Raw genomic sequence first — 24,456 nt, 5'->3', positions numbered from 1 at the left:
CGATAATACCAGCTGATTTATAAACACACTATGAAATTACATAGCTAATTAGGTGCATGTAAAAAATAAAAACCAAGTGCGTTTTAACACACTTGGTTTTTAAATAATAATCACGTTTTAAAGTACATGATTAAAAGTGCATATTTAAAAATCACGTACCTCTACACTTGAGCTATTAAATTCAAACATATTAATTTTGCCGCACTGGGCCATATGGTTAGTGCTTGCATATGGGGTGTTTGCTTGATTTATATCGCCCTCCCACTCAGGGCCATTTTTTACAAATGCTTTGAGTTCAAACCAGCCGTTAACGGCTTTACTGCAATCCATATCAACATCAAGCATCCAGTAGTGTTCGCCCCATATGTTAAGTGGTGTAACGCCAAAACCATCATTATCTACCGTTTTTTGCGCGCCATATTCACTAGGCCATATATTAGTAGTCCAATCCATCGCGGTACCTTGCGCCTCACTGCTTTGACCTTGCTCAATACCATACCAATCTAGGTAATTATCGTTTGCTTTCCAAGGCAAAGTGGTGTTGTTTTTTAAATTGTTGTGACGAATAGGCATGGCACATTCAATGTTCGTTGTTTGGCAGTTTCTACCAAGGTTTGCATTCGCATAAATGTGATCTATTCCACCACGAACAAACATATCTTGCCCGCTTTGTGTTTGCGCATTGATAAAAACAACGGTTCTTTGCCAATCACCACCGTTATTAGGAAGCGAGCCTTGTAGTAATTTAGCATTTTTATGAATAGCCATGGCATCCCATGGCGCCACATTTAGATTAATAGTGCCGTTACTATTAACTGTAATAACCTGACCACTACAGCTTTTAGCATCACCCGAAAGCTCACCTTTTAATACGTTACAGTACTGCCCAGCAGCCATATCTGTTTGAACTGTTGCATTTAAAGTTGAGTCTTCTTTATTAATTGCCATATGGCCTGAGCTACCTCGCCCAAATGCAATCTGGTTATTGGTGTTATCCCACCAGTTTGTTACACCCCAGTTATCGGCAGTGTTATTTCTAAAATCAACACCACCAGCAATGTACGACCAACGATGCTCACACTTCCATTTGCTTGCAAAACATTCCAAGTTACCATTGTTGTGCACTGGCACACTTGGCCCACCTGCATCGGTATCACCATGAAAGTCATAACTCGACATGACTTTTGGGTACCCATACGGATACGCCAACATAAAGACGTTAGCTAGGTCGTATAAACGGCCATCTTCAAAAGTAATTACATTACCCGCACCACCATGCCCACGTTGGTTATCATGGTTATCAACAAATACCACAGCTGATGAACTTGGCATAAAACCCCAACCTTCACCAAAATTACTTAGCCACGCAAGCGAGCCATTTCTAAATGTATTACCAAGCTGTGTACTGTATTTAAACTCAGTAACTAAACCTGTACTTAAATACTCTGAGGCATCTACCGCTTCAGTACCTTGATCTATCACCTCATGAAAAACCACTGGCGAGCCATTTATTTTTGCCATTAAACTTTGAATATCACTTGCAGCAACATGCTTAGCAGCATCAAACCTAAAGCCTTTAACTCCTAAGGCTTGTAAGTCATTAATATATGCCGCTAACGTATTTTGCACATAAGTTGAAGCGGTATTTAAATCGGCAAGCCCTACCAGCTCGCAATGTTGCACACGATAGCGATTATTACCGTAATCCTCAGGGTTAATTGAACAGCTTTGGTGAAAATCTTGTGGGCTGTAAATAGGATATTGTTTATTACCAAAGTTATTACCGTCGGTACCAGTACCATTACCTGCAGCCATATGGTTTATTAGGGTATCAACATATATATCTACGCCTGCCGAATTACATCGATTAACCATATCTATAAACTGCGTCCGGTTCCCGCCACGGCTTTGCAGTTGGTAGCTCACAGGTTGGTAGCGAGTCCACCATTGATTACCTGTAATATGCTCGTTAGGCGGAGATACCTGTACAGCAGCATATCCTTTGGGCCCTAAAAACTGTTCACATTCTTGAGCTATATCTTGCCAGTTCCATTCGAATAGATGCACAAATGTTGTAGGTGCAGCCATAGCTAAGCTTGGTAAAGTTAAGCCAAGGCTCAATCCTGCAGTGGTGATTATTTTATTCAGCTTCATAGTGTGTGTTCCAAGTGTTGAGCGAGTTAAGCAACATACTCGACGTTATTTACAAGTGGTTAACACTAGTCTGGTGATTGATTAAATAAAAACTGAATACGTATGCATAATGGGTAAATTATCCTTTTTTACTAGATAACCAAGCTCAATAAATAGCTTACATCTTTAAATAAAATGCTTTGCAAAGCCCGACATAATCATCTGTGTAGGTGTTGTTTTCATCTTTTATGCAAAGCACTGATTGCTCTAATTCTGTTTTGATTGAGCTAAAGCGCATTAAGCTGCGGCTGAACACTTTACTCGGTGTGGTTTTTACTTGGCAATGCGCGCTTAAATACAGCCCTTGCTGCTGCGCCAAGGTTATAAATAACTGTGCCTCTTCACTAGGCAGAATTAAATTAAAACGTGCTTGCTTATGCGTTAAGCGTTTAAACGCAGCAATTAGTTCTGCAAAGCTTAAACCATCGGTATGGCGAGCGGCATTGCGTGCTGCATTATCACTTTTTAAACTGTGATTAAAATAAGGTGGATTAGATATAACGCAATCAAATTTAGTCTCAGCCGCAAACTGCTGTACACACTGGTGATAAATGCTAATGTCTGGCCAAGGGCTTTGCTGGCAATTTTGTACAGCTTGCTGGTAGGCGGCCTTATCAACCTCAACCGCACTCACCTTTAAATCTGGCACTCGCTGTTTACACATTAACGCCAACAACCCCGTACCTGTGCCAATATCTAATAACGAACTTGCACCGCTTAAATCAGCCCATGCTCCAAGTAAAATACCATCGGTAGATACCTTCATGGCGCACTGGTCGTGCTCAACCTTAAATTGTTTAAATGCAAAACCAGACATTTTTTCACCTTTTCATTCACCAAGTAGATTTAAGTGCGTATAATTAACGGCAATTGTCCCCTATTTTTGACACTCTATGCAATTTTCTGAATTTGATCTTGATAATAAGCTACTCAATGCTATTAATAAAATGGGTTTTGAAACCCCTACTAGCATTCAACAACAAGCCATTCCTGAGGCGTTGCAAGGGCGTGATATTTTAGCGTCTGCACCGACAGGTACGGGTAAAACGGCGGCATTCTTAATTCCAGCAATTCAATATTTAATGGATTTCCCGCGTCGTGATCCGGGCTTTGCACGGGTATTAATTATGACCCCAACTCGCGAGCTTGCTTATCAAATTCATGAACAATGTGAGTTACTTGCAAAACAAACCCACTTAAAAATTGGGGTGGTTACCGGCGGTATTAATTACGGTACACACAAAGAAATTTTTGAAAATAATAACGACATTTTAATCGCCACACCTGGGCGTTTAATGGAGTATTTGGAAACTGAAAACTTCCACGCAGAAAACGTAGAAATGCTCATTCTTGATGAAGCCGACCGCATGCTCGACATGGGCTTTCGTAAAGAAATGCTGCGTATTTGTGATGAAGCTAAAAACCGTCGTCAGTGCTTTTTATTCTCAGCTACTCTTGAAGGTGACAGCGTAGAATTATTTGCAGAGCGTATTTTAAACGACCCGGCTCTACTTGAAGCCGAATCATCACGCAAAGAAAAAGCTAAAATACATCAATGGGTTCATTTAGCTGACGATTACCATCACAAGCTTGAGCTATTAGTTAACACCTTAAACGGCCCTGATGTTAGTAAAGCGATTGTGTTTGTAAAAACTCGTGAGCGCCTTGAAACCCTTATTGGTGAACTAACCAATAACGGCGTTAAAGCTGCGTGGCTACGTGGTGAAATGCCACAAGATAAACGCATGAAAGCGATGGAAAATTTCCACAGTGGCAAAACCCGCATTTTAGTCGCGACCGATGTAGCCGCGCGTGGTATTGATGTAGCTGATATAAGCCACGTAATTAACTTTGATATGCCTCGCACTGCAGATGTTTACGTACACCGTATTGGCCGTACAGGTCGCGCGGGTAAAAAAGGCATAGCAATTTCACTAATTGAAGCACACGATATTGGCATCCTTTACAAAGTAGAACGTTACATAGAGCAGAAGCTAAAACGCCGTGTATTTAAAGGATTAGAGCCAAAACATAAAGAAGCTAAGCCACCAGTTAAAAAGCGTAAAGATCCAGTAAAAATGAAAGCGAAGAAAAAAGCCAAAGCTAAGAAGAAAAAATAGCTCTAGCTTGAATATATTTGATTGAGCCGACGTTTGTCGGCTTTTTTGTGGCTTAAAAACAGTGAGTAAGCAATTCAGAGTAATATGTAAAAACTACTTAGCTGAATAACCACTTAATAAAATACCCAATTATTTCAAACAGTTAAATTTGGAATGAAACTTGTAACCCTAGTCAATATATGAGTATTAAAACGCCAAATAACGGCGATAATTTTTCAAAACACACTAAGGATATAGTTATGAGTCGAATTAAATTTACTATCGGTTTTATTTCGTTTTGTTGTTTATTTTTATTAGTCTCTGCTTTTAAAGTTAGTGCAGCAACGCATTTAGCGATAGTGAGTAGTGTGGCCACACAAGCTACTTTACAGCAATCTATTACTCATGAATTACGTACTAACCCAAACCTAGAATTAAAAAATTTAAACGTACAGGTTGAAAATGGCGACGTTGAACTCAAAGGCAAAGCTAATAGCGGTTTTGAACGTGCTCTTGCTCAAAAGTTTTTAGAAAATATGGATGGGGTTAAAGTCATTCGTAACAAAATTAGTGTTATTTAATACACCTCCTTCTTAACTTATTCTTCAGCGCTGCTTGTTGCTCCAACACAAGCGGCGCTTTTTATGGCCTGCAAGATATAATTTAATGCAGAACATACTCCCGAGCCAGTATAAATAGCTTGATTAAAAGCCTTTTAGTTTACGCGCCAATCGCGACGCTCATTGCAGCTACTTATACCATTGAATCCTTTACTCAAAGACACTTCTATATAGGGCTTGCATCAAGCTTGAGAACATATTCGATTAATTAAATAATCTATTTTGAAATGAGAAACCTTATCGATATAGTTTTCTAATTGAGACTCTTTTAAATTAGTCAACGCAAGGCTTTAGTTACTTCCGAACATCAATTAATTATAATAAAAAGCGCGTTTTTACTTTGTAAAAACGCGCTGATAGTCAGTAAGTTTTTCCTACCGCTTTACCCTTGTAAATTTAAAATTAATTGCTTTCCTGGCTTGTATCAGTGTTGCTATCAGCCTCTTTACTAGTTGACTGCTGACTTATTTTATCGCTTATCATGGCATCGAGTTTTTCACCGCCTTTAATACCGAAATCCAACGTACGAATAGGAAACGGAATACTTATATCAGCAGCATCGAGTGCTTGCTTTACTGCCACAACACCTTTGTGACGCACCGTCATAAAATCGGGCTCACCAGGGTATTTAATCCAAAACCATACCAATAAGTTTATACTGCTATCACCAAAGCCTTCTGCGTACACCGCGGTCTCATCTTTGCGGATCACAAAGTCGAATTGATTAATTTTTTCGACAATAACTTCACTGGCTTTTTCTATATCGTCAGCGTAAGAAATACCTACGGGTACTTCTATTCTTCTGACCCCTAAAGTGCTGTAATTACGCAGTACATTTCTAAATAGTATTTTATTAGGAACCAGTATCAACTGCCCGTAAAAGCTCTCTATTAGTGTGTTACGTAAATTTATTGAATGCACTGAACCAAATACGTTATCGGTCTCGATAACATCACCCGCTTTGAACGGTTTTCGAATACCCATAGCAATACCCGCAATTAGGTTTTCGGTCATATCTTGAAAAGCAAAACCAATGGCGAGACCAACAATACCTGCACCCGCAAGTAGTGACGTAACGGTACTTTTTAAGCCCATAAAATCAAGGGCAATAAAGACTCCTACACTCAAAACAATGACTTTAAAAATGGAGGCCATTAAGTCGGCAATTTGAGTAGAATCGAGGGAACGACGCAATACTTTTTTCATTCCTTTGCCTGCAAGGCGGGCAATAAATGAAAATATAATCGCAATAATCACCGCGACTATAAAGTTAGGGATATGACTTATAACAACATCAAACCAACCGCCGAGCTTCTCTTCTATGAGTTTTTCGGCTTCTGTAATTGAGGGAATTGAGAGCATTTGTTTTTATACCTTAGTTTGGGTTAATAACCTAAGGCCTGCAAAAATAGCGCCAAAATAAAAAGCCATGCAATGCATGGCTTTTTAAACATTTTAAAAAAGTGTGTTAGCTTTGCTCTTCGCGCAAAAATACCGGTTCAAGTTCTTTAGTGGTTGCTTCTGAGCTAAAGTAATAACCGGCCACGGTAAACTCTTTAAGCTGACTTAATTGCGTGACTTGGTTTTCGATAAGGTAACGCGCCATCATGCCGCGCGCTTTTTTAGCGTAAAAGCTAATCACTTTATATTGGCCGTTTTTACAGTCTTTAAAATGTGGCGTAATAATTTGTGCGTTAAGCGTTTTTTTATCTACCGCTTTAAAGTATTCGTTAGACGCTAAATTAACTAAGTATTGTGCATCTTGTGCCGCTAAAACGTCGTTAAGTTCATTAGCAATAATACTGCCCCAAAACTCATATAGGTTTTTACCACGGCTGTTTTCAAGCTTTGTACCCATTTCTAGGCGGTAGGCTTGCATTAAATCAAGTGGTTTTAATAATCCGTATAAACCCGAGAGTATACGTAAATGCTCTTGAGCATAATCAAGTTGCTTAGCCGTTAGGGTGTCGGCATCTAAACCGCCATATACATCGCCATTAAAGGCAAGCACCGCTTGTTTAGCATTACTCGTAGTAAACGGTTGCGCCCACTCACTAAAACGTGCTGCATTAAGGCCCGCGAGCTTATCGCTAATTTTCATTAAACTGCCAATTTGCGCAGGAGTTAATTCACGGCATACTTTCATGAGCGCTTCGCTGTGCTCAAGTAATTCAGGTTGAGTGAACTTATCTGTTGCGGGTGGCGTGTCGTAATCAAGATTCTTTGCTGGTGAAATAACAGTGATCATAGTTAGCTATTGACTTGTAAATTATTTAATGTCAATTTCAACATTAAATGAGACGAAAAGCACGTTTTGTTTAAAATTATCCTACCTAAAACTCAACCGTTACCGTTTTTTCATTGATAAGGACATAAGACCTATCAAGCATTGTCACACTGTTGCAGTATAGCTATATTAAGGTAGTTTAGATTTTCTTTTAACTTGCTTGGAATGAGGAAAAGCAAATGACTAGCGCTCTACAAAGGCTTAAACAACACTCTTCTATCGTGGCCGACACGGGCGATATAGAAGCTATAAAAAAACATCAACCTGAAGATGCGACTACCAATCCATCGCTGCTTTTAAAAGCGAGCGAGATTGAAGCTTACAAACCTTATCTAGATAAAGCATGGCAATACGCTAAAGAAACCGAGCAACAGCCTGCAAAACAACTAGAGCTGGCTTGTGACTATTTTGCAGTATTACTCGGTAAAGAAATTAGCGAAATTGTTCCGGGTTATATTTCTACTGAAGTTGATGCACGTTTATCATTTGATACCCAAGCAACAATTAATAAAGCACATACTTTACTAAGCCTTTACGAGAAAGAAGGTGTAAGCAAAGACAAGATTTTAATTAAAGTTGCCTCTACTTGGGAAGGCATTAAAGCCGCAGAACAGTTAGAAAAAGAAGGCACTAAATGTAACTTAACGCTTTTATTTAGTGATGCTCAAGCCCGTGCCTGTGCTGATGCAAACGTATTTTTAATTTCGCCATTTGTTGGCAGAATTTTAGATTGGCACGTAGCAAACGGTATGGAAAAACCAACCGACCCGCTACAAGATCCTGGCGTACAATCGGTGCGTAGTATTTTTGAGTTTTACAAACGTCACGATTACAAAACGGTTGTTATGGGCGCAAGCTTTCGTAATACCGGTGAAATTATTGCCCTTACAGGTTGCGATAAGCTAACAATTAGCCCTAATCTTTTAGAAGAGCTAGGTAATTTAGAAGACGCACAAGAATACTTACTAGAAAGCGATATTGCTAAAGAGCCAAAACCAGAGCCACTTAGCGAAGCACAGTTCCGTTGGTTACATAACCAAGATGCCATGGCTACTGAGAAACTAGCTGAAGGTATTCGCTCATTTGCAGATGCGCAAGAGCAACTAGAGGCACGCTTTAAAGCGATGTAACTAACAGCTGTTTAATGAGTTAAGAAACGTCGCTTTTTAGCGGCGTTTTTTTATGTCTGCGATTTACTTTAAATACTCGACTTGTCCCCATTTACGTTCTTTTTGTATTGATCTTCATCAAAATACCACCCATCAGTAACAGTTTCGTCACATTTATATTCTATTTTATTAATAGCTGTGGTATAGATACTGCCGAGGTTCAAAAAGTGGTCAATAGGAGATAATCAATGGATAGCCTAAACGAAATAATAGAGATATTAGAAGGTTCTGATACATCGAAAAAAACCTCTCAAAAAAATAAAAAAAGAAAATGGCGTGAAATAGAAGCAATAAAAGATAAGCAACGTTTGCGCAAAGAACTACAAGAGCTCGACTATTTTGCTGATAGTATTGCTATTGATGAATTAGAGTTTTAATCAACAACAGCAACTAAAAAGGCTTTCATTTATGAAAGCCTTTTTTAATACCAATTACCCTATACTTGCCAATTAATGGGCTGCGCTCCTTGCGCTATTAACAGTTCATTGGTTTTTGAAAAGTGCTGACAGCCAAAAAAGCCGCGATGCGCTGAAAGCGGCGAAGGATGAGGCCCTGCCAATACATGATGGCGCTGGCGATCAATACTTTTACCTTTTTTTTGTGCATGTGCGCCCCATAAAATAAACACCACACCTTGGCAGTGTTCATTTATATGAGCAATCACATTATCGGTAAATTGCTCCCAACCTAAGTGTTTATGGGAATGGGCTTGCCCTTGCTCTACGGTTAATACAGTATTGAGTAAAAATACACCTTGCTCTGCCCAGCCTTGTAAATAGCCGTGTTCTGGCGTGGTAAAGCCATTAATATCAGTTACTAACTCTTTATAAATGTTTTTAAGCGAAGGCGGGAGCTTTTTAACCTCAGGCAATACTGAAAAACACAAACCATGCGCTTGCCCTTCTCCATGGTAAGGGTCTTGACCTAATATAACCACTTTAATGTCGCTAAGTGGAGTTGCATCAAATGCGCTAAACACCTGTGATTTTGGCGGATATACAGCAGTGCCTTCGGCTCGTTTATTCGCAATATATTCAAGGGTTTGCTGCATATATGTTTGGCTAAGTTCATGGTTTAAAAAAGATGACCAGTTGCTCATAATTGACTCTTAATAAATTCTCTAGATATATCAACTTTGTCACACATCTGCGCTAATCCATCCAACATTCTGGGGGTAAACCGATGTAATAAATCAGCATTGACGCTAATAAACTGCTCATACTTTACCGCAGGAATTTCAGGCCACTGCTGCCAATTTACCGTAGGCATTACCCTTTTTGATTTTTCATCAGGAATAATAATAACTTGTGGCTTAGTAACTATCACGTTTTCGATGCTAATTTGTGGGTAATCGGTGTCGCTGTTTGCAAATACATTGGTTACTTGGCACGTTTCGATTAACTGATTGATCCATGTATTTTTTGATACAGTCATCATAGGCTCAGGCCACAACTGATAAAACCCAGTAAGCGTGGTTTTATCTTTCTGGGTAACTTTAATTGCGTTGAGTTTGGCTGTAAATGTCTCGGCTACTTGTTTACTTTGCTCAATATGGCCCGTTATTTGACCTAGTTTTAGTATTTCCGAGGCAACCCCTTCAATAGAACTTGGATCACTTAAATATAATTCAATTCCTAAACGCTTTATTTGTGCTAAATCTTCAGCCTGATTACCACTTTTCCACGCAATCACCATGTCAGGCTTGAGCATGAGTAACTTTTCGATAGAAATACCATTATAGCCGCCGATACGCTCAATTTTAGTCGCCTCTTGTGGGTAATCTGCGTAATCCAGCGTGCCCACTATTAGATCACCCGCCCCAATGGCATATAAATTTTCGACTATGTGTGGCGCTAGAGCCACAATACGAAGCGGCTTGTCGGCTAAGGCTTGGGGTGCACTAACTGCAAACAATAACAGCCCAACAACAATGCGTTTTAACATTAGTAATCAAAGCCCTTTAGTGCTTTTACGCCCGACTCAAATGCATGTTTTACATTTCGTACTTCACTTACCGTATCGGCCAGTTCAATTAAGGTGCGGTGCGCAGCACGACCAGTCACTATCACCGACTGCATTGCAGGTCGGTTGCTAATTGCAGCAACAACCTCATCGAGGTCGACATAGCCATAAGTAACCATATAGGTGAGCTCATCAAGTAATACCACGTCGATACTGCTGTCGCTTAGCATCCTCTTTGACTCTTGCCATGTTGCTTGCGCTGCCGCGGTATCAGCCTCTTTATTTTGCGTATCCCAAGTAAAACCAGTGTTCATAACAGCAAATTCGACCCCAGCCCCTTGCAGTAAATTACGTTCACCACATTCCCACGTACCTTTAATAAACTGACACACGGCCGCCTTTTTACCATGGCCAACACAGCGTGCAACCACACCAAATCCAGAAGTAGATTTACCTTTGCCATTACCGGTAATAACCTGAAAAATACCTTTTTCTTGCTGTGCTGCTGCTACACGAGCATCAACCTGTTCTTTTACTTTTTGCTGGCGCTGTTGGTGCTTGTCGTTTGTTGATTCAGTCATTGTTATGTCCTTGGTAAATTTTAATAATTTGTTCAATGTTTAAATGTGTTTGGCACATATCAGCGAGCCGTTCTAACTGGCGTTCGCGATGCTCATTAATGCTGATGGCATTAATGTCACTGTCTGGTTTTAGCCACTTTAATAGCAGCTCCGTAGTAGCTGCGTTGTCGAACAAGCCATGTAAATAAGTACCGGCAATGGCATTATCATCACTAATAAAACCATCAGTTTCAAAGCCATTTGGGTGTTTATTAAAGCGAATAAGTGGTTTGTTGAGCGCTTGACCTTTACTGATCCCAGCATGTATTTCGTAACCCTGACAAGCAACCTGCTGCTGGTTTAAACTAATAGTGGCGTTTACTTGGCTTAGCACTTTTTGTTCACCTAATGTGGTATCAAAATCACTAAGTGCTAACCCAGCCATTTGCCCTAATGATGATTCCACCGCATTGGGGTCGCTAATAGTATTACCTAACATTTGCATACCGCCGCAAATACCCAGTACTTTGCCACCATAACGTAAGTGGCGTTTAATTTGCTGATCCCAGCCTTCATTTTTTAAAAATACCAAATCACTAAGTACATTTTTACTGCCAGGCATAATGATTAAGTCAACGGATGGAATCGCTTGAGTATGACGCACATAGGTTATATTTATATTTGGGTGCAATCGCAGTGCATCAAAATCAGTGTGGTTACTAATATGAGGCACCAGCAGTACCGCAATATTAATGCTGGCTTCGGTCACATTATTATCTATGGCAACGGCATCTTCGGCATCAAGAGCTAAATCGTGTAGGTAGGGTAACACCCCTAACACAGGTTTACCTGTGTACTCTTCAAGCCAATCTAACCCGCCTTGTAATAAGCTAATGTCACCACGAAAACGATTAATAACAAAGCCTTTTACCCGTGCTTGCTCTGACTCGCTTAATAGCGCCAAAGTTCCTACTAGGTGAGCAAACACACCCCCTTTATCAATATCTGCAATAATAATTACCGGGCAATCGACCTTTTCGGCGTAGCCCATATTGGCGATATCGTTTGCGCGTAAGTTAATTTCAGCTGGGCTACCAGCCCCTTCAACCAACAATAAGTCAAAGCGTTTAGCTAAACGATTATGCGAGGTTAATACCGCTTTCATAGCCACTTTTTTATAGTCATGGTAAGAGTCGGCTTCCATATTGCTGATAGCCCTACCATGAATAATAACTTGCGCGCCAGTATCACTATTGGGTTTAAGTAATATCGGGTTAAAGTCTATTTCAGGTGCTACTTTTGCTGCAACGGCTTGTAATGCTTGTGCTCTACCAATTTCACCGCCATCATGCGTTACGGCACTATTAAGCGCCATGTTTTGCGGTTTAAATGGCGCAACATTAACGCCTTGATTAGCAAACACTCTGCAAAGCGCTGCAACCAAGGTACTTTTACCCGCATCGGAAGTAGTGCCTTGTACCATTAATGTTTTCATTATTTACCCACCAGCTGGCGCTTACGAAAATACAATATACTTAAAAAGAATAGACTGCCAATAGCCGCCGTGATCACCCCGATTGGCAGCTCTTGGTTGCTTAATAGTGAACGAGCAAGCACATCGACCCATACCATAAATATGCCCCCGACTAATCCGGTCATTAATAACCCAACACGGCTACCTTGAGAGATAAAAAAGCGCACTATGTGCGGCACCATTAAGCCAACAAAGCCAATTCCGCCACAGTTGGCAACTAACACGGCCGTGATCAACGAGCTTAAAATAAGCATTAAAATTCTAAAGCGATGCACCCTAACACCAAGCGTTGTCGCGCTTTCATCGCCTAACAACATCGCATTAAGCTGGCGCCTAAAACCCAACATGATTATTGTACATGCCATAATGACTAAGGCAGGTAACAGCAGCGACTGCCACTGTGCTCTAGCAAAACTACCTAAAGTCCAAAATAAAATAGCCGCGACTGCTTGTGGATCGCTCCAATAAAGTAACAAACTAGTAAAAGCACTAAATAAAAATGATAAGGCCACCCCTGCCAATAACATCGACTCAACTTGAGCGTTGCGCTGGCTACCTGCAATTAAAATTAATAACCCCATCGCAACTAAACTGCCGGTTAATGCCGCCCCAGATAGTGCAATACCCGCCCCAGCTCCTACCAAGGACATTAATATAACCACCCCTAATGAAGCACCAGACGAAATACCAAATAAATAAGGATCAGCTAAGGGATTACGGGTGACTGTTTGTAGTATTAAACCTGCAATCGCTAAGCCACTACCGGCTAAAAAAGCCAACAAAGTACGTGGCATTCTTAATTCAATAATAATGCGGCTGGTAAATGAAGCCTCGTTTGAAAAGGTTAAGCTTTGGTATACATCTGCGAGCGACGTAGGTACCGCACCAAAACTTAGTGCGATAAATAAACTCAATAGTGCGCATAATAGCGCAGCGATTAATGCAACGGCATGGTTAGAAAAGGCCGTCATATTATTGGTATCCATAATAATAAGTAATATGAGGAATAGCCTCACCTTTAATTGTTGCTTGAGGGTGAGTGCTCACTTGAGCACAAACACCAAACACCTCATCCAGCATCTGCTCAGTGACCACGCTACTTGGCTTACCTGCATCAACAACTTTTCCATTTTTAATAACCACTAACTCATCGCACATTGCTGCGGCTAAATTTAAGTCATGAAATGACGCGAACACCGTAATACCTAAAGATTTAGCCAGCTCCATAAGTTGAATTTGATATTTCACATCAAGGTGACTGGTCGGTTCATCCATAATAAGAAGTTGTGGTTGCTGCACAATAGCGCGGGCAATAAAGGCTCGTTGCTTTTCACCGCCTGACAACGAATCAAATAGTTGAGTGCTATGAGATTCAAGCCCCACGTGACTAATAGCTTGAGCTATTTTTTGTTTATCCGCTTGAGTCGTCGTACTAAATAAAGTTTTATGTGGCGTAAGCCCTAACGCAACCACGTCGAATAACGAAAGGTTAAATTGCGACGGTGTTTCTTGTAGCACAACAGCAACCTGCTTAGCGTAGTCTTCGCTTTTTAGTTGCCAAATATCGGTATTATTAAATTTAACCTCGCCTGCTGATGGCTGATTAAATCGATATAAGCAACGCAGTAAACTCGACTTTCCCGCACCATTAGGACCAATTAAGCCAACAAACTTGCCACGCTCAATACTCACATTAATATGCTTAAGGATTAAGGTATTACCCACTCGCCAAGAGACATTATTTACGGTTAAAAGCGTTGTTTGTTTAGAGGTTTGAGTGTGCAAAAAATTATCCTAGGCAGAGAAAACCCACACTCAGTACCACAAGTACCAAAAAGAAAATGAGTTAACCCGCTCGTTATATGAAGTTTTAAGGCACTTGTATCTGACTTACAGTAAAACTGTTCACAGTTACGGGTATAGTTGAGGAGTTTCACCTCATTCCAAATGCTTGGCTATTATGCGCAGATAAGTAAATAATTTAAAGCAAAAAAAACCGCACTCAACTGAGTGCGGTTAAAAGGGAGTGTTTTAACTAAGTATTAGTTAAAACTTATATTCCATACCTAAAGCTAGGTAATCTTGGTCAACGTTGTTGTCCATATCAAAACTTGAGTAAAAGCCAAACACTTTAAGGTTTTTGTTTAGCTTATGATCAACACCCACTGTTACAGCGCTTTTATCATCGCTGTCATCAAAGTCCATTGCTTGGTATTGAACTTTAAAAGTGTTACTACCCATTAGGTAAGCTGCATTCACTAAATAGCCATCAGCTTCTGCGCTGCCGTCTACTTTTTCTTGTGTTTGGTACATAGCGCCAAGTCTAAAATCTTCAATTTTACCTTGTACTGTTGCACGTACTACATCGTAGCCGTTCACTTCGCTATCAGCAGCAATGGCAGCATATACTGCGCTCTTTTTAAGTGCTGAGTCACCGTAGGTCACTGCCATTGAATAACCGTTATCTGCATCTACATCGTCTTCGGCAATAAATGTAGCAAGTACTTTAAAGCCTTCGTAGCTTTTAGATGTATAAGTGATCGAATCACCTAAGCGGTTTTCACCTTTAAAAACATTTTTAATATCGCCTTCAAGGTCATTAAATAAATCTAACTTACCTTGTGATTGTTTAAGCGCTGTATCGTTACGACCCACAACAACTTGACCATAGGCACCTTTTAAACCTACGTACTGGTTACGTGCAGAAATATTGTCGTCATTATCACCTTTCGAGTCAGCATCAGATACATCAACTTGAAACTCAAACTTATAAACTGCTTCTAATCCATCAGTAATCTTTTCAGATCCTTTTAGGCCAAAGCGAGATGCATTACTTTTAATTTCAGTGAAAGACCCTTCACCATCATCAGATGATTGAACGGTTACATTTGCTTTACCGTAAATATCTACCTCTGCAAGTGCATTAAAAGATAAACCACTAAGTAGGGCTAAGCATAAGCTCGATTTTGCAAATTTCATGTTATTTCCTCGATAATCACAAGAGACTAATTTTTAAAACAGCGGCAGTGTGTCACTACTAAATGACAAAAATATTACAAAGGACACATTTTTGTCTTTTTAAGTTAATAAAACTGCATTAAATCTGAAATCAAAATAACATGTAAAATAAACTGCCTACTGACTACCTACTTTGTTTCAATAAACTCGGTGTCATTCGCGACAGCAAATTAACCAAGGTTTCTATCAAGTCTTTCTGTTCGTTATCTCTATGATAGGCAACAAATACATCTCTTGACGTATTTTCTACCCCTTTTACATGAAAAAGTTCGCCTTTTTCTAAATGGTCTTTAACTAATACCTGTGGAATAAACGCACTGCCGCCACATTGCAGTATTAAATCAAGGGCTATACGTCCGGTACTGGTTCTAAAATAAGGCGGCGTTTTACCGGTAAATTGACGGGCGTGCCAAAGAGAAAACGTAGTTCCCCAATCAACATAAACATATTGATTATCAAAAAAGTTATCGCCTGTTGCGGTATCGTAGCCACTAACCGGAATAATAGGTAGTTCACAAATTCGTTCAACAACGAGTTCGTCTACTTTTGGTGGATCAAATAAAATGGCTAGATCAAGGGTGCGCTCTAATAGTAATCGAGTACTCTCTTGTTGTGCTTTTACCTCTGCCACCAAAGATACACCGGGCATAGCCGATACTATATTTGTAATACCAAACTGTAAAAACGCATCCCAAATATTAGGAGTCCCAGCCAAGCTGATTTGCTTATGCATATTATCTGCAAGTGCAACATCCACTTTGGCCCTTTGCATTCCAGTAATAATCATTTGTGCATGCGGCAACAAGCGCTCACCCGGAGCCGTTAGTTGAATATTATTGCGCTGGCGAATAAATAAATTTACGCCTAAGCCCTGCTCTAATTGACGAATTCGAAAACTCACTGCAGACTGCGTTATGTATAGGTTTTCTGCCGCTTTACCAAAATGGCGAGTACGCACCACTTCAACAAATGTTTTTAATAAATCTATGTCCAATTTTTTATCCTCACGATAAAAATTTTTTGTTTAAAAAAATAGCGATTATGACCCATACTCCAGCTAATAATTGGTATGAGGGTACAGCTATGAGCAATGATATTTCACTACTTCGTCAAGCATTTGTTAGTCAACGTCAGTTTTATGATGATCAAAACTTTCCACGCGGATTTAGCCGCAGCGGACACTTTACCTTGTTAGAGGCAAGTATTTTAGAACAGCACGGTGTTGTTTTAAAAAGTTTGTATAACAAAACAGTTGAGCCGCAAAACGAATATCAACAACAATTTGTAAATGCAATAAGTGGCATTATAGAGCCAAGTAACCCCATTGAGCGAGCATGGGTTAAATACTTAAAGCTAACAACCTGCAAAACAAAATTTCATACATTATTTGGTCGCTCAAAAATTTCAGGGCCAACACCAATCAGCCAAGATTATTATTCTGAGGCTGACAATCTATAAGTCATTACAATAGTTGCTTTTTGGCGTTTTAGCAGTTACAACTTGTATAAGCAAACACTTTTGCAAAATTTAAACAAGGCTGTTACGTGACGCACAGAATACTTATTATTGAAGACACCCCTACTATTGCGCGAGTGCAAAAGCATATCGCGCAAAAAGCGGGCTACGAGGTTGATATTGCTCAGTCGCTGGCTGAGACTAAAGAGCTGATAAGTAAACATGCTTACTTTTGCGCAGTGGTAGACTTTATATTGCCTGATGCCCCACAAGGGGAAGCGGTTCCCTGCACCGTTGCAGCAGATATTCCTACCATAGTTATGACAGGCAATATCGATAATCAAACTCGCGATACCGTCGAAAAATACCCTATTATTGATTACATTATCAAAGGCAATAAACAAGCTTACGAATATTTAGAAAAGCAGCTTTATCGCCTACCTCGAAATAAGCAGGTAAAAGTACTGGTTGTTGATGATTCAGCTTCAACACGCCAATATATTTGTAATTTATTAACACGTCATAAATATCAAATCTTTCAAGCAGCCGATGGCCTAGAGGCGCTTAAAGAGCTTGAAAACACCCCTGACATCTCTGTGATCATTACCGATAAAGAAATGCCTAACATGGGCGGTATTGAGCTATGTAATGAAATTAGGCGCATTTATAGTAATGACGAAAAAGCTGTTATTGGTATCTCAGGCGCTACATCGTCTAATTTGTCTGCTTTATTTCTAAAAAATGGAGCAAACGATTATCTATATAAACCTTTTAACAGTGAAGAATTTTACTGCCGGTTGAGCCAAAACGTCGATATGCTAGAGCATATCGAAACTATAAAACGCCAAGCCAATACCGACTATTTAACTAAACTCCCTAATCGCCGTTACTTTTTTGAAGAGGCTAATAAGTCATTAAAGCAGTTTAAAAAAGCAAAAATGCCGGCACAGCTCGCCATGCTTGATATTGACCATTTTAAAGCGATTAACGATACCTATGGTCATGATGCCGGAGATGAAGTGCTTAAAGGGCTTGCGATATGCTTTAATAAATATTTTGAAAACCAATTGGTTGCCCGTTTAGGCGGAGAAGAATTTGCGGTATTTTTTACTGAGCTAACCGAACAGGAGGCGCTAAAACGACTAGAGAGCTTCAGGCTTTTTATTGAGCTTAACAGTCATGAATTCAGTCAAGCAAACATCAAGTTTACGCTGTCGATAGGCTTCAGCAACAGTAAAACCTATCAGATTGATGAGCTATTAAAACAAGCCGACTTAAAGCTCTACAAAGCCAAAGAGTCGGGTCGTAATAAAGTGGTTTAGTTTTTAAACCACACCAGAGGCTACAATGGCCGCTTTTCTGCGTTTTCGCGATTGATGGTATGAGTCCCAACTAAAAATAGCCAATGCGCTCCAAATACACGCAAAGGTAATTACGCGCTCAGCATCAAACACCTCACCATAAAATACCACCGCTAAAATAAACATTAGGCTAGGCCCTATATACTGAAAAAACCCTAACGTTGTATATTGCAAACGCTTAGCCGCGCCGGTAAAACACAGCAGTGGCAGCGTAGTTACTATGCCCGCGCTCACCAATAATGCATTAGTTAGCCAATCATTCACTGGTAAATTTGACGTTTCAGTCGGTACCATTAGCCACCAATAGGTAAGCGCCACGGGTAACAATATTAATGCCTCAATTAAAATCCCAGGCAGAGCATCAACTTGTAGCTTTTTACGTAATAAGCCATATAGTGCGAAAGATGTCGCTAATGAAAACGCTACCACGGGGAATGAGCCAAAACTAATTAGCTGTAACAACACGCCTGTAAAAGCTAAAGCAACAGCAGCACCTTGCAACTTACGTAATCGCTCGTTTAAAAACACCATACCAAGCAACACATTCAATAGAGGATTAATGTAGTAACCTAGGCTGGCATCCAACATGTGATTGTTATTGATGGCCCAAATAAACAATCCCCAGTTAAACCCTAGTAAGGTCGAGGTAACAACTAACATCAAAATAAGTTTAGGTTGGATTAAAATGCGTTTAATTTTATCCCAGTAGCTGAGCACACTCACCACCACAATAAGAAACACCACAGACCAAATAACACGGTGCATTAAAATTTCAAATGCTGACACATGTTGGATCATCTTAAAATAAATGGGTGCGAGGCCCCACATAAAAAAAGCGAGGCAGGCAAAAATAGCGCCCTTTCGCTGCTCGGTATCAATCGACATAGTAACCACTTGGTGATTTAAAAGGCCGTCAGTTTAACCCCCTCTCACTTTTTAGCCAACTAAATACGTGCCCGTTCCAAAAGCAATTTGTACTGACTTCTCGTTGTGCAACTCCATTCGACACACGCATACTTTATTTCCTGAGCGAATCAGCTTAGCACTAGCAATAAATACCTCGCCTTTGCCTGGACGTAAATAGTCGGTGCGTAAATCTATTGTCCCCAGTGTGGCTAACTTTTTATGTACACTGGGTAAATCTGCATCGTCTAGTTTTCCGATCACACTGGCAGCAGCAAGCATTCCACCGACATTATCAAGTACCGCCGAAATAACTCCGCCATGGAGAATTTTTTGCGCGGGGTTGCCTATTAATACATCTTGCCAAGGAAAGGAGATTTTAGCTTGTTCAGTACTAAGTGACTCCACCGCTATTTTTAAAAATTGGTTAAAAGGCATATTATTAACAAACAACGCCCCAACTTGTTCAATCAACATTTCTTTATTCATTATTATTCTCTATGTTTTAAGGTGGTACGATGAGTAAAGCACAACTTAAAGCTGTTGTAACCTCCTCGGTTATCATTACCGATGTTTACACCAAGTAATGAAAGCTAAAGACATCCTGATAAAAAACCACTAAAATAGCGCCGATGAATACACCAACTCCCTCTCCAAGTACGCTGGTGCGTAAACCTGAAACTGTACTCAAACAAGTGTTTGGTTACAGTGAATTTCGCGACGGTCAAAGTGCAGTAATTGATGCTGCGATTAACGGCCAAGACTCGTTAGTATTATTGCCTACCGGTGGTGGTAAATCGGTGTGTTACCAAATACCCGCACTAGTGTTAGAGGGGGTAACCATTGTTATCTCTCCGCTCATTTCTTTAATGCAAGATCAAGTAACTCAGTTACAAGCTCTAGGCGTAAAAGCCGCTTATATAAATAACAGCTTAGCCCGTGAAGAACAGCAGTTAGTCTATCAGCAGTTGCATCAAGGGCTAATAAAATTACTTTATGTTGCCCCAGAGAAAGTACTACAAAGGGAATTTTTAGAGCGCTTATCGCATTTAAATGTCAGTTTGTTTGCTATTGATGAAGCACACTGTGTTTCTCATTGGGGACATGACTTTAGACCTCACTATTTTAGATTAAATGAATTAAAGCAACGCTTTACACATGTACCTATGATGGCACTCACTGCCACCGCTGATAAAGCCACCCGCTTTGATATTGTTGAGCAACTCAAGCTACAGCAGCCATATATTCACACCGGTAGCTTTGACCGCCCTAATATTCGTTACACCATAGAAGAAAAATTTAAACCTATGGTGCAATTACTACGTTATTTGAAAGAGCAAAAAAATCAAAGCGGTATTATTTATTGCACCAGCCGCAAGCGAGTTGATGACATTGCTGAAAAGCTTGCCGATGCAGGTCTTAATGCGGCTGCTTATCATGCGGGAATGAGCAACGAACAGCGTCAATTTGTGCAAACTGGGTTTGCCCGTGACGATATTCAAATTGTGGTTGCCACCGTTGCCTTTGGTATGGGAATTAACAAGCCTAACGTACGTTTTGTACTGCACTATGACATTCCAAAAAGTATTGAAGCGTATTACCAGGAAACCGGTCGCGCTGGGCGTGATGGACTCGCTGCAGAAGCCATTATGTATTTTGACCCCGCCGATATAGGTCGGGTTAGACGCTTTTTTGAAGATATTGACGATGAACAACGCCGTCGTGTAGAAGAGCAGCGTTTTAATGCCATGGCCAGTTTTGCCGAAGCGCAGACTTGCAGACGTCAAATATTATTAAACTACTTTAGTGAATACCAACGAGAGCCGTGCGGTAACTGCGATATTTGCTTAAATCCACCAAAAAGCTTTGATGGCACACTGGTGGCCCAACAAGCTCTTTCGTGTGTGTATCGGGCACAGCAACGATTTGGTTTAGGTTACATTGTAGAGTTATTACGCGGCGCAAATACCAGCCGCATTCGTGATAACAACCATCATGAACTCAGCACTTATGGCATAGGTAAAGATAAAAGCAGTGAGTTTTGGCTCAGTATTTTACGCCAGCTTATTCACCAAGGGCTACTAAGCCAAGATATAACCCAAGGCGCATCACTACGGCTTACCGAAGCTGCACGCGCTATTTTAAAGAGTGAGTATGCGCTACAACTGGCTGAACCACGCCTACAAGCTAAGCACGTTTATCAGGATAAATTAGCGCAGTTTAATTACGATAAAAAGTTATTTGCTCGCCTACGTGCATTACGTAAAGAATTAGCCGATGCCGATGACGTACCCCCTTATGTAGTATTTAACGATAAAACGCTGGCCGAAATGGCGCAGCTTATGCCTACCAACGACAGTGAATTTTTAAAAGTGTCGGGGGTTGGTTTTACTAAATTAAACAAATATGGCGGTGAGTTTTTAACCGCAATTCGACATTATCTAGCAACGCAATAAGCCCCTTATGACCGAACTTGAATACGATCACACACATCAATGCATTATTGTTAAACCAACAGAGTTGCCGCACGATGAAGACTTTGAGTTATGGGGAACGTTTTTTTTGCACAGCGATGAAATTAGCATTAGTGAATTTGCAGCTGGGGCTGATCGTCACCAACTGCGTTTTAACTATGCTAACCACACTTTTAATTTAAATTTTGAGCATTACAGTCAAAGTGTGTGGATTAACGGCGAAGGTCAAGATGCCGACAACCTATTGGCAGCGTTAACATTTTATTTAAGCTAAGGCCACGTCTATTTATCGCTAATACCTTATAATTGCTATAAAAAATAAACTAAATTGGCACTTTTACTTACATATTAATAACAATGATGTAAGCTAAGAGTAAGTGTTTTATTTTGCAAAATAGCGCTAAAGAGGGTCAATGCTAAATAGAAAATGGATTGCACGTAGTTGTTTTAGCCTTTCTATTTTGAGTATGTTTATGCTCAGCGTTTGCGCGCAAGAAACGCCACTAGCCCAAAGCTGCCAAAATGACGATTCATTGAAAACTTCTGAAATTAACTTGCGTCGACAAATCGAGTCTCAACCTCCACCGCTTACGACAAATAGTAACGCTAAAATTGCCTCAATTAATCTTAAACAACTTAATGTTTTTAATACCGAGCTAGAAGCTGAGAACAACGCACTGTTTCGCTTTGCTAATCGTGCACATATACAAACTGAGCCTGAGGTTATTAAAAGCATTTTATTGTTTAAAGCGGGTGATACTTTTAATCAAAAAACCTTGGCTGAATCTGAGCGGCTACTGCGTAAACAAAACTATTTATATGACGCACAAATTGTTGCCAACGAAAACTGCGATGGCGATATTGATGTAACCGTGGTGACTCGCGATTTGTGGACTTTGCTACCCGAGCTTAGCTTTAGCCGCAGTGGTGGCGAAAATAAATCAAGTATCGGCTTTCGCGAGTCTAACTTATTTGGTTGGGGCAAACGATTATCGTTTGCTCGCAAAACCGACAGTGATCGTAATGGCTATTTATTTGTTTACGATGATCCAAATATCCTATCAACACGCTACAGAGGTCGTATAGAGTATGCCGATAACAGTGACGGTAAAAGTCACTTAGTTGAGCTTACTTACCCATTTTACGCCATTGATACACCCTATAGTTATGGTGCCCTGAGTTACTCTACCCAGCGAGAAGAGGCCCTCTATCTTAGGGGCGATAAATTTAGTGAGTTTGAACAAACCACCGATCTAAATCAGATATTTTTTGGTCACTCTAAAGCCCTTAGCCATAACTGGACACAGCGCTTGAGCCTAGGTTATATCGATGAGCAACAAACATTTAAAAGCATCGATGAAACCACTGTGCCGCTAGCTGAAAATAGACAGCTTAGTTATCCTTATGTAAGCGGCCACTGGTTTGAAGATAACTTTATAAAAGTGCGTAACTTTGACAGTATTTACCGTACCGAGGATTTAAATTTAGGTTGGAATATAAAAGCTACGCTGGGTTATTCTGATGAATCGATTAGTAACGACGATAGCCGCGCTATTTACTCATTTAATTTTAACAAAGCACACTTTAGTGGTGATAATACGCTATGGCGCTTTCACGCAGATATTCAAGGTTATTGGAATAAAGAACAAAAACAGCTTGAAAACTTAATCACCACCAGCCAAATTCAATATTATTTAAATACCAGTATTGATCAGTCTTGGTATGTAAAAGCCAGGCTACAATACGCAAAAAACCTCACCAACGATAAGCAGCTCACTCTCGGGGGCGAAACAGGTTTACGCGGTTACCCTATTGAGTTTCAACATGGCGATCGGAGTTTTTTAGTCAGCTTAGAAAAGCGCTACTATTGGGAGTATGACTTACTACAACTGTTTAAAGTGGGAGGCGCAGCCTTTCTAGATGTAGGTCGCGCATGGTATAACAATGACTCGAATACCCTGTATCAAATTGAAAACACACCTGTACTTAAAAATGTTGGACTCGGTTTACGCCTTGCGCCAAGCCGCGCCAATGCAGGTACCATGATCCACCTTGATATTGCCGCGCCACTAAATAAATATAACGATGTTGACTCGGTACAATGGCTACTGAGCGTTAAAAATTCTTTTTAAATCACTACTGCGCACAAAGCTAACACGTTACACTTTGCGCCTATCATTATTGTGAGAATACGTTTTGGAATTAATCTCTCTTTTAGAGCTTGTGAGCACACAATATAAGTTAATCGTAACTGTAATTGCGCTGTTGAGTTTTCCGTTACTGTTAAAGCTAACTAAAAAATTACTCGAAAAAGCCATTAGAGGTAAAATCGACTTACACAGAAAATACCGAGCAGAGTTACTATTAAAAATAATACTCGCCTTTGTTATGTTGTGTTTAGTATTAGTTTTTTGGGGAATAGAGCTGCGTGGTTTATTAGTATTAGGTTCTTCCTTATTTGCCATGTTAGGCGTTGCGCTGTTTGCTGCTTGGTCTCTATTGAGCAACTTAACCGCGTTTTTATTGATGTTTATTCAAAATGACTGCCGTGTAGGCTATTGGGTTAGAATCGTGGATGGTGCCAATGCCATTGAAGGACGCATTATTGAAATGGGGCTGATGAATGTATTACTAGAACACGTTGATGGGCATAGGGTGATTTATCCAAATAACTTATTTGTTACCCGCCCAGTGTTAGTTCTCAATACAGAGCCAAAACCAACAAAGGCGCCTAAAATTAAACGTATTATTGGCCCAAAACCACGTAATTAAATAACAATTAAAAAAGCCGCTTAAGCGGCTTTTTTAATTTTTTACCAGT

General features: G+C 40.1%; 24 protein-coding genes. 10 read left to right on the top strand and 14 right to left on the bottom strand.

Annotation, left to right across the window (positions count from 1 at the left end):
• Positions 1-144: 144 nt before the first annotated feature.
• Both QL989_RS02625 and QL989_RS02620 read right to left on the bottom strand, forming a co-directional pair.
• Positions 145-2,154 (bottom strand): alpha-amylase family protein, encoded by a 2,010-nt coding sequence (locus QL989_RS02625; protein ID WP_290167973.1) that lies wholly within the window; start codon positions 2,152-2,154, stop codon positions 145-147.
• A 157-nt stretch (positions 2,155-2,311) separates the two neighbouring features.
• Entirely contained in the window at positions 2,312-3,010 is a 699-nt protein-coding gene (locus tag QL989_RS02620; RefSeq protein ID WP_290167970.1) for a methyltransferase, read from the bottom strand.
• A gap of 76 nt (positions 3,011-3,086) precedes the next feature.
• On the opposite strand from QL989_RS02620, the gene srmB reads away from it, so the two are divergent.
• Positions 3,087-4,313, top strand: a complete 1,227-nt coding sequence (gene srmB / locus QL989_RS02615; RefSeq protein ID WP_010391528.1) for an ATP-dependent RNA helicase SrmB — start codon at positions 3,087-3,089, stop codon at positions 4,311-4,313.
• 239 nt (positions 4,314-4,552) lie between these two features.
• Positions 4,553-4,873, top strand: a complete 321-nt coding sequence (locus QL989_RS02610) for a BON domain-containing protein (protein WP_138606629.1) — start codon at positions 4,553-4,555, stop codon at positions 4,871-4,873.
• A gap of 441 nt (positions 4,874-5,314) precedes the next feature.
• On the opposite strand, the gene QL989_RS02605 is transcribed toward QL989_RS02610, so the two are convergent.
• The gene (locus QL989_RS02605) at positions 5,315-6,274 is read right to left on the bottom strand and encodes a mechanosensitive ion channel family protein (protein WP_138606631.1); all 960 of its coding nucleotides are present in this window, start codon (positions 6,272-6,274) and stop codon (positions 5,315-5,317) included.
• Positions 6,275-6,380: 106 nt separating this feature from the next.
• Positions 6,381-7,160, bottom strand: coding sequence for a peroxide stress protein YaaA (gene yaaA / locus QL989_RS02600; protein WP_290167964.1), 780 nt, complete (start codon positions 7,158-7,160; stop codon positions 6,381-6,383).
• Positions 7,161-7,378: 218 nt separating this feature from the next.
• On the opposite strand from yaaA, the gene tal reads away from it, so the two are divergent.
• Both tal and QL989_RS02590 read left to right on the top strand, forming a co-directional pair.
• A complete protein-coding gene (gene tal / locus QL989_RS02595) occupies positions 7,379-8,329 on the top strand; it encodes a transaldolase (RefSeq protein ID WP_008110647.1) in 951 nt (316 codons plus the stop codon).
• A gap of 227 nt (positions 8,330-8,556) precedes the next feature.
• Complete coding sequence (locus QL989_RS02590) at positions 8,557-8,745, top strand: DUF3545 family protein (RefSeq protein ID WP_008110646.1); 189 nt, start codon at positions 8,557-8,559, stop codon at positions 8,743-8,745.
• A gap of 59 nt (positions 8,746-8,804) precedes the next feature.
• Here QL989_RS02590 and ung read toward each other — a convergent pair whose 3' ends face one another.
• From ung to QL989_RS02550, 8 genes are all read right to left on the bottom strand, one after another.
• Positions 8,805-9,467, bottom strand: coding sequence for a uracil-DNA glycosylase (gene ung / locus QL989_RS02585; protein ID WP_033102558.1), 663 nt, complete (start codon positions 9,465-9,467; stop codon positions 8,805-8,807).
• Positions 9,464-10,312, bottom strand: coding sequence for a cobalamin-binding protein (locus QL989_RS02580; RefSeq protein ID WP_290167958.1), 849 nt, complete (start codon positions 10,310-10,312; stop codon positions 9,464-9,466). The genes ung and QL989_RS02580 overlap by 4 nt, the downstream gene beginning before the upstream one ends.
• Positions 10,312-10,911 carry a cob(I)yrinic acid a,c-diamide adenosyltransferase gene (gene cobO, locus QL989_RS02575; protein WP_008110641.1) on the bottom strand — a complete coding sequence of 200 codons (600 nt, stop codon included), beginning with the start codon at positions 10,909-10,911 and terminating at the stop codon, positions 10,312-10,314. The genes QL989_RS02580 and cobO overlap by 1 nt, the downstream gene beginning before the upstream one ends.
• Positions 10,904-12,385, bottom strand: coding sequence for a cobyric acid synthase (locus QL989_RS02570; RefSeq protein WP_290167954.1), 1,482 nt, complete (start codon positions 12,383-12,385; stop codon positions 10,904-10,906). The genes cobO and QL989_RS02570 overlap by 8 nt, the downstream gene beginning before the upstream one ends.
• Entirely contained in the window at positions 12,385-13,395 is a 1,011-nt protein-coding gene (locus QL989_RS02565; protein WP_008467771.1) for an iron ABC transporter permease, read from the bottom strand. Before QL989_RS02565 ends, QL989_RS02570 begins: the two co-directional genes overlap by 1 nt.
• A gap of 1 nt (position 13,396) precedes the next feature.
• Entirely contained in the window at positions 13,397-14,209 is an 813-nt protein-coding gene (locus QL989_RS02560; RefSeq protein WP_290167951.1) for an ABC transporter ATP-binding protein, read from the bottom strand.
• Between the two features lie 261 nt (positions 14,210-14,470).
• Entirely contained in the window at positions 14,471-15,403 is a 933-nt protein-coding gene (locus QL989_RS02555) for a porin (RefSeq protein WP_290167949.1), read from the bottom strand.
• Between the two features lie 163 nt (positions 15,404-15,566).
• Complete coding sequence (locus tag QL989_RS02550; protein ID WP_290167947.1) at positions 15,567-16,436, bottom strand: LysR family transcriptional regulator; 870 nt, start codon at positions 16,434-16,436, stop codon at positions 15,567-15,569.
• 89 nt (positions 16,437-16,525) lie between these two features.
• Here QL989_RS02550 and QL989_RS02545 point away from each other — a divergent pair, with 89 nt between their 5' ends.
• Both QL989_RS02545 and QL989_RS02540 read left to right on the top strand, forming a co-directional pair.
• Positions 16,526-16,900 carry a DUF413 domain-containing protein gene (locus tag QL989_RS02545; RefSeq protein ID WP_138606645.1) on the top strand — a complete coding sequence of 125 codons (375 nt, stop codon included), beginning with the start codon at positions 16,526-16,528 and terminating at the stop codon, positions 16,898-16,900.
• 86 nt (positions 16,901-16,986) lie between these two features.
• Positions 16,987-18,219 (top strand): response regulator, encoded by a 1,233-nt coding sequence (locus tag QL989_RS02540; RefSeq protein WP_138606647.1) that lies wholly within the window; start codon positions 16,987-16,989, stop codon positions 18,217-18,219.
• A 3-nt stretch (positions 18,220-18,222) separates the two neighbouring features.
• On the opposite strand, the gene rarD is transcribed toward QL989_RS02540, so the two are convergent.
• Both rarD and QL989_RS02530 read right to left on the bottom strand, forming a co-directional pair.
• The gene (gene rarD, locus QL989_RS02535) at positions 18,223-19,143 is read right to left on the bottom strand and encodes an EamA family transporter RarD (protein WP_198523668.1); all 921 of its coding nucleotides are present in this window, start codon (positions 19,141-19,143) and stop codon (positions 18,223-18,225) included.
• Positions 19,144-19,194: 51 nt separating this feature from the next.
• Positions 19,195-19,650, bottom strand: coding sequence for a thioesterase family protein (locus tag QL989_RS02530; RefSeq protein ID WP_171039605.1), 456 nt, complete (start codon positions 19,648-19,650; stop codon positions 19,195-19,197).
• A 143-nt stretch (positions 19,651-19,793) separates the two neighbouring features.
• Between QL989_RS02530 and recQ the strand changes: the two genes are divergently transcribed.
• The 4 genes from recQ (at position 19,794) to QL989_RS02510 (ending at position 24,407) form a co-directional block, all read left to right on the top strand.
• Positions 19,794-21,617: a DNA helicase RecQ gene (gene recQ, locus QL989_RS02525; protein WP_290167940.1), complete on the top strand. Its 1,824-nt coding sequence runs from the start codon at positions 19,794-19,796 to the stop codon at positions 21,615-21,617.
• Between the two features lie 7 nt (positions 21,618-21,624).
• The gene (locus QL989_RS02520; RefSeq protein WP_010391549.1) at positions 21,625-21,909 is read left to right on the top strand and encodes a DUF3630 family protein; all 285 of its coding nucleotides are present in this window, start codon (positions 21,625-21,627) and stop codon (positions 21,907-21,909) included.
• Positions 21,910-22,048: 139 nt separating this feature from the next.
• Positions 22,049-23,767 (top strand): POTRA domain-containing protein, encoded by a 1,719-nt coding sequence (locus QL989_RS02515; protein WP_290167939.1) that lies wholly within the window; start codon positions 22,049-22,051, stop codon positions 23,765-23,767.
• Positions 23,768-23,831: 64 nt separating this feature from the next.
• The gene (locus tag QL989_RS02510; RefSeq protein WP_010391553.1) at positions 23,832-24,407 is read left to right on the top strand and encodes a mechanosensitive ion channel domain-containing protein; all 576 of its coding nucleotides are present in this window, start codon (positions 23,832-23,834) and stop codon (positions 24,405-24,407) included.
• Positions 24,408-24,456: the final 49 nt, after the last annotated feature.

The sequence above is a fragment of the Pseudoalteromonas sp. APC 3224 genome, assembly GCF_030407535.1.
Lineage (GTDB): Bacteria > Pseudomonadota > Gammaproteobacteria > Enterobacterales > Alteromonadaceae > Pseudoalteromonas.
This window is presented reverse-complemented; position numbering and strand designations above follow the sequence as displayed.

Coding starts and splice junctions, on each gene's coding strand:
- QL989_RS02625 (WP_290167973.1), bottom strand. CDS start 2,154: ATGAAGCTGAATAAAATAATCACCACTGCAGGATTGAGCCTTGGCTTA.
- QL989_RS02620 (WP_290167970.1), bottom strand. CDS start 3,010: ATGTCTGGTTTTGCATTTAAACAATTTAAGGTTGAGCACGACCAGTGC.
- srmB (WP_010391528.1), top strand. CDS start 3,087: ATGCAATTTTCTGAATTTGATCTTGATAATAAGCTACTCAATGCTATT.
- QL989_RS02610 (WP_138606629.1), top strand. CDS start 4,553: ATGAGTCGAATTAAATTTACTATCGGTTTTATTTCGTTTTGTTGTTTA.
- QL989_RS02605 (WP_138606631.1), bottom strand. CDS start 6,274: ATGCTCTCAATTCCCTCAATTACAGAAGCCGAAAAACTCATAGAAGAG.
- yaaA (WP_290167964.1), bottom strand. CDS start 7,160: ATGATCACTGTTATTTCACCAGCAAAGAATCTTGATTACGACACGCCA.
- tal (WP_008110647.1), top strand. CDS start 7,379: ATGACTAGCGCTCTACAAAGGCTTAAACAACACTCTTCTATCGTGGCC.
- QL989_RS02590 (WP_008110646.1), top strand. CDS start 8,557: ATGGATAGCCTAAACGAAATAATAGAGATATTAGAAGGTTCTGATACA.
- ung (WP_033102558.1), bottom strand. CDS start 9,467: ATGAGCAACTGGTCATCTTTTTTAAACCATGAACTTAGCCAAACATAT.
- QL989_RS02580 (WP_290167958.1), bottom strand. CDS start 10,312: ATGTTAAAACGCATTGTTGTTGGGCTGTTATTGTTTGCAGTTAGTGCA.
- cobO (WP_008110641.1), bottom strand. CDS start 10,911: ATGACTGAATCAACAAACGACAAGCACCAACAGCGCCAGCAAAAAGTA.
- QL989_RS02570 (WP_290167954.1), bottom strand. CDS start 12,385: ATGAAAACATTAATGGTACAAGGCACTACTTCCGATGCGGGTAAAAGT.
- QL989_RS02565 (WP_008467771.1), bottom strand. CDS start 13,395: ATGACGGCCTTTTCTAACCATGCCGTTGCATTAATCGCTGCGCTATTA.
- QL989_RS02555 (WP_290167949.1), bottom strand. CDS start 15,403: ATGAAATTTGCAAAATCGAGCTTATGCTTAGCCCTACTTAGTGGTTTA.
- QL989_RS02545 (WP_138606645.1), top strand. CDS start 16,526: ATGAGCAATGATATTTCACTACTTCGTCAAGCATTTGTTAGTCAACGT.
- rarD (WP_198523668.1), bottom strand. CDS start 19,143: ATGTCGATTGATACCGAGCAGCGAAAGGGCGCTATTTTTGCCTGCCTC.
- QL989_RS02530 (WP_171039605.1), bottom strand. CDS start 19,650: ATGAATAAAGAAATGTTGATTGAACAAGTTGGGGCGTTGTTTGTTAAT.
- recQ (WP_290167940.1), top strand. CDS start 19,794: ATGAATACACCAACTCCCTCTCCAAGTACGCTGGTGCGTAAACCTGAA.
- QL989_RS02520 (WP_010391549.1), top strand. CDS start 21,625: ATGACCGAACTTGAATACGATCACACACATCAATGCATTATTGTTAAA.
- QL989_RS02515 (WP_290167939.1), top strand. CDS start 22,049: ATGCTAAATAGAAAATGGATTGCACGTAGTTGTTTTAGCCTTTCTATT.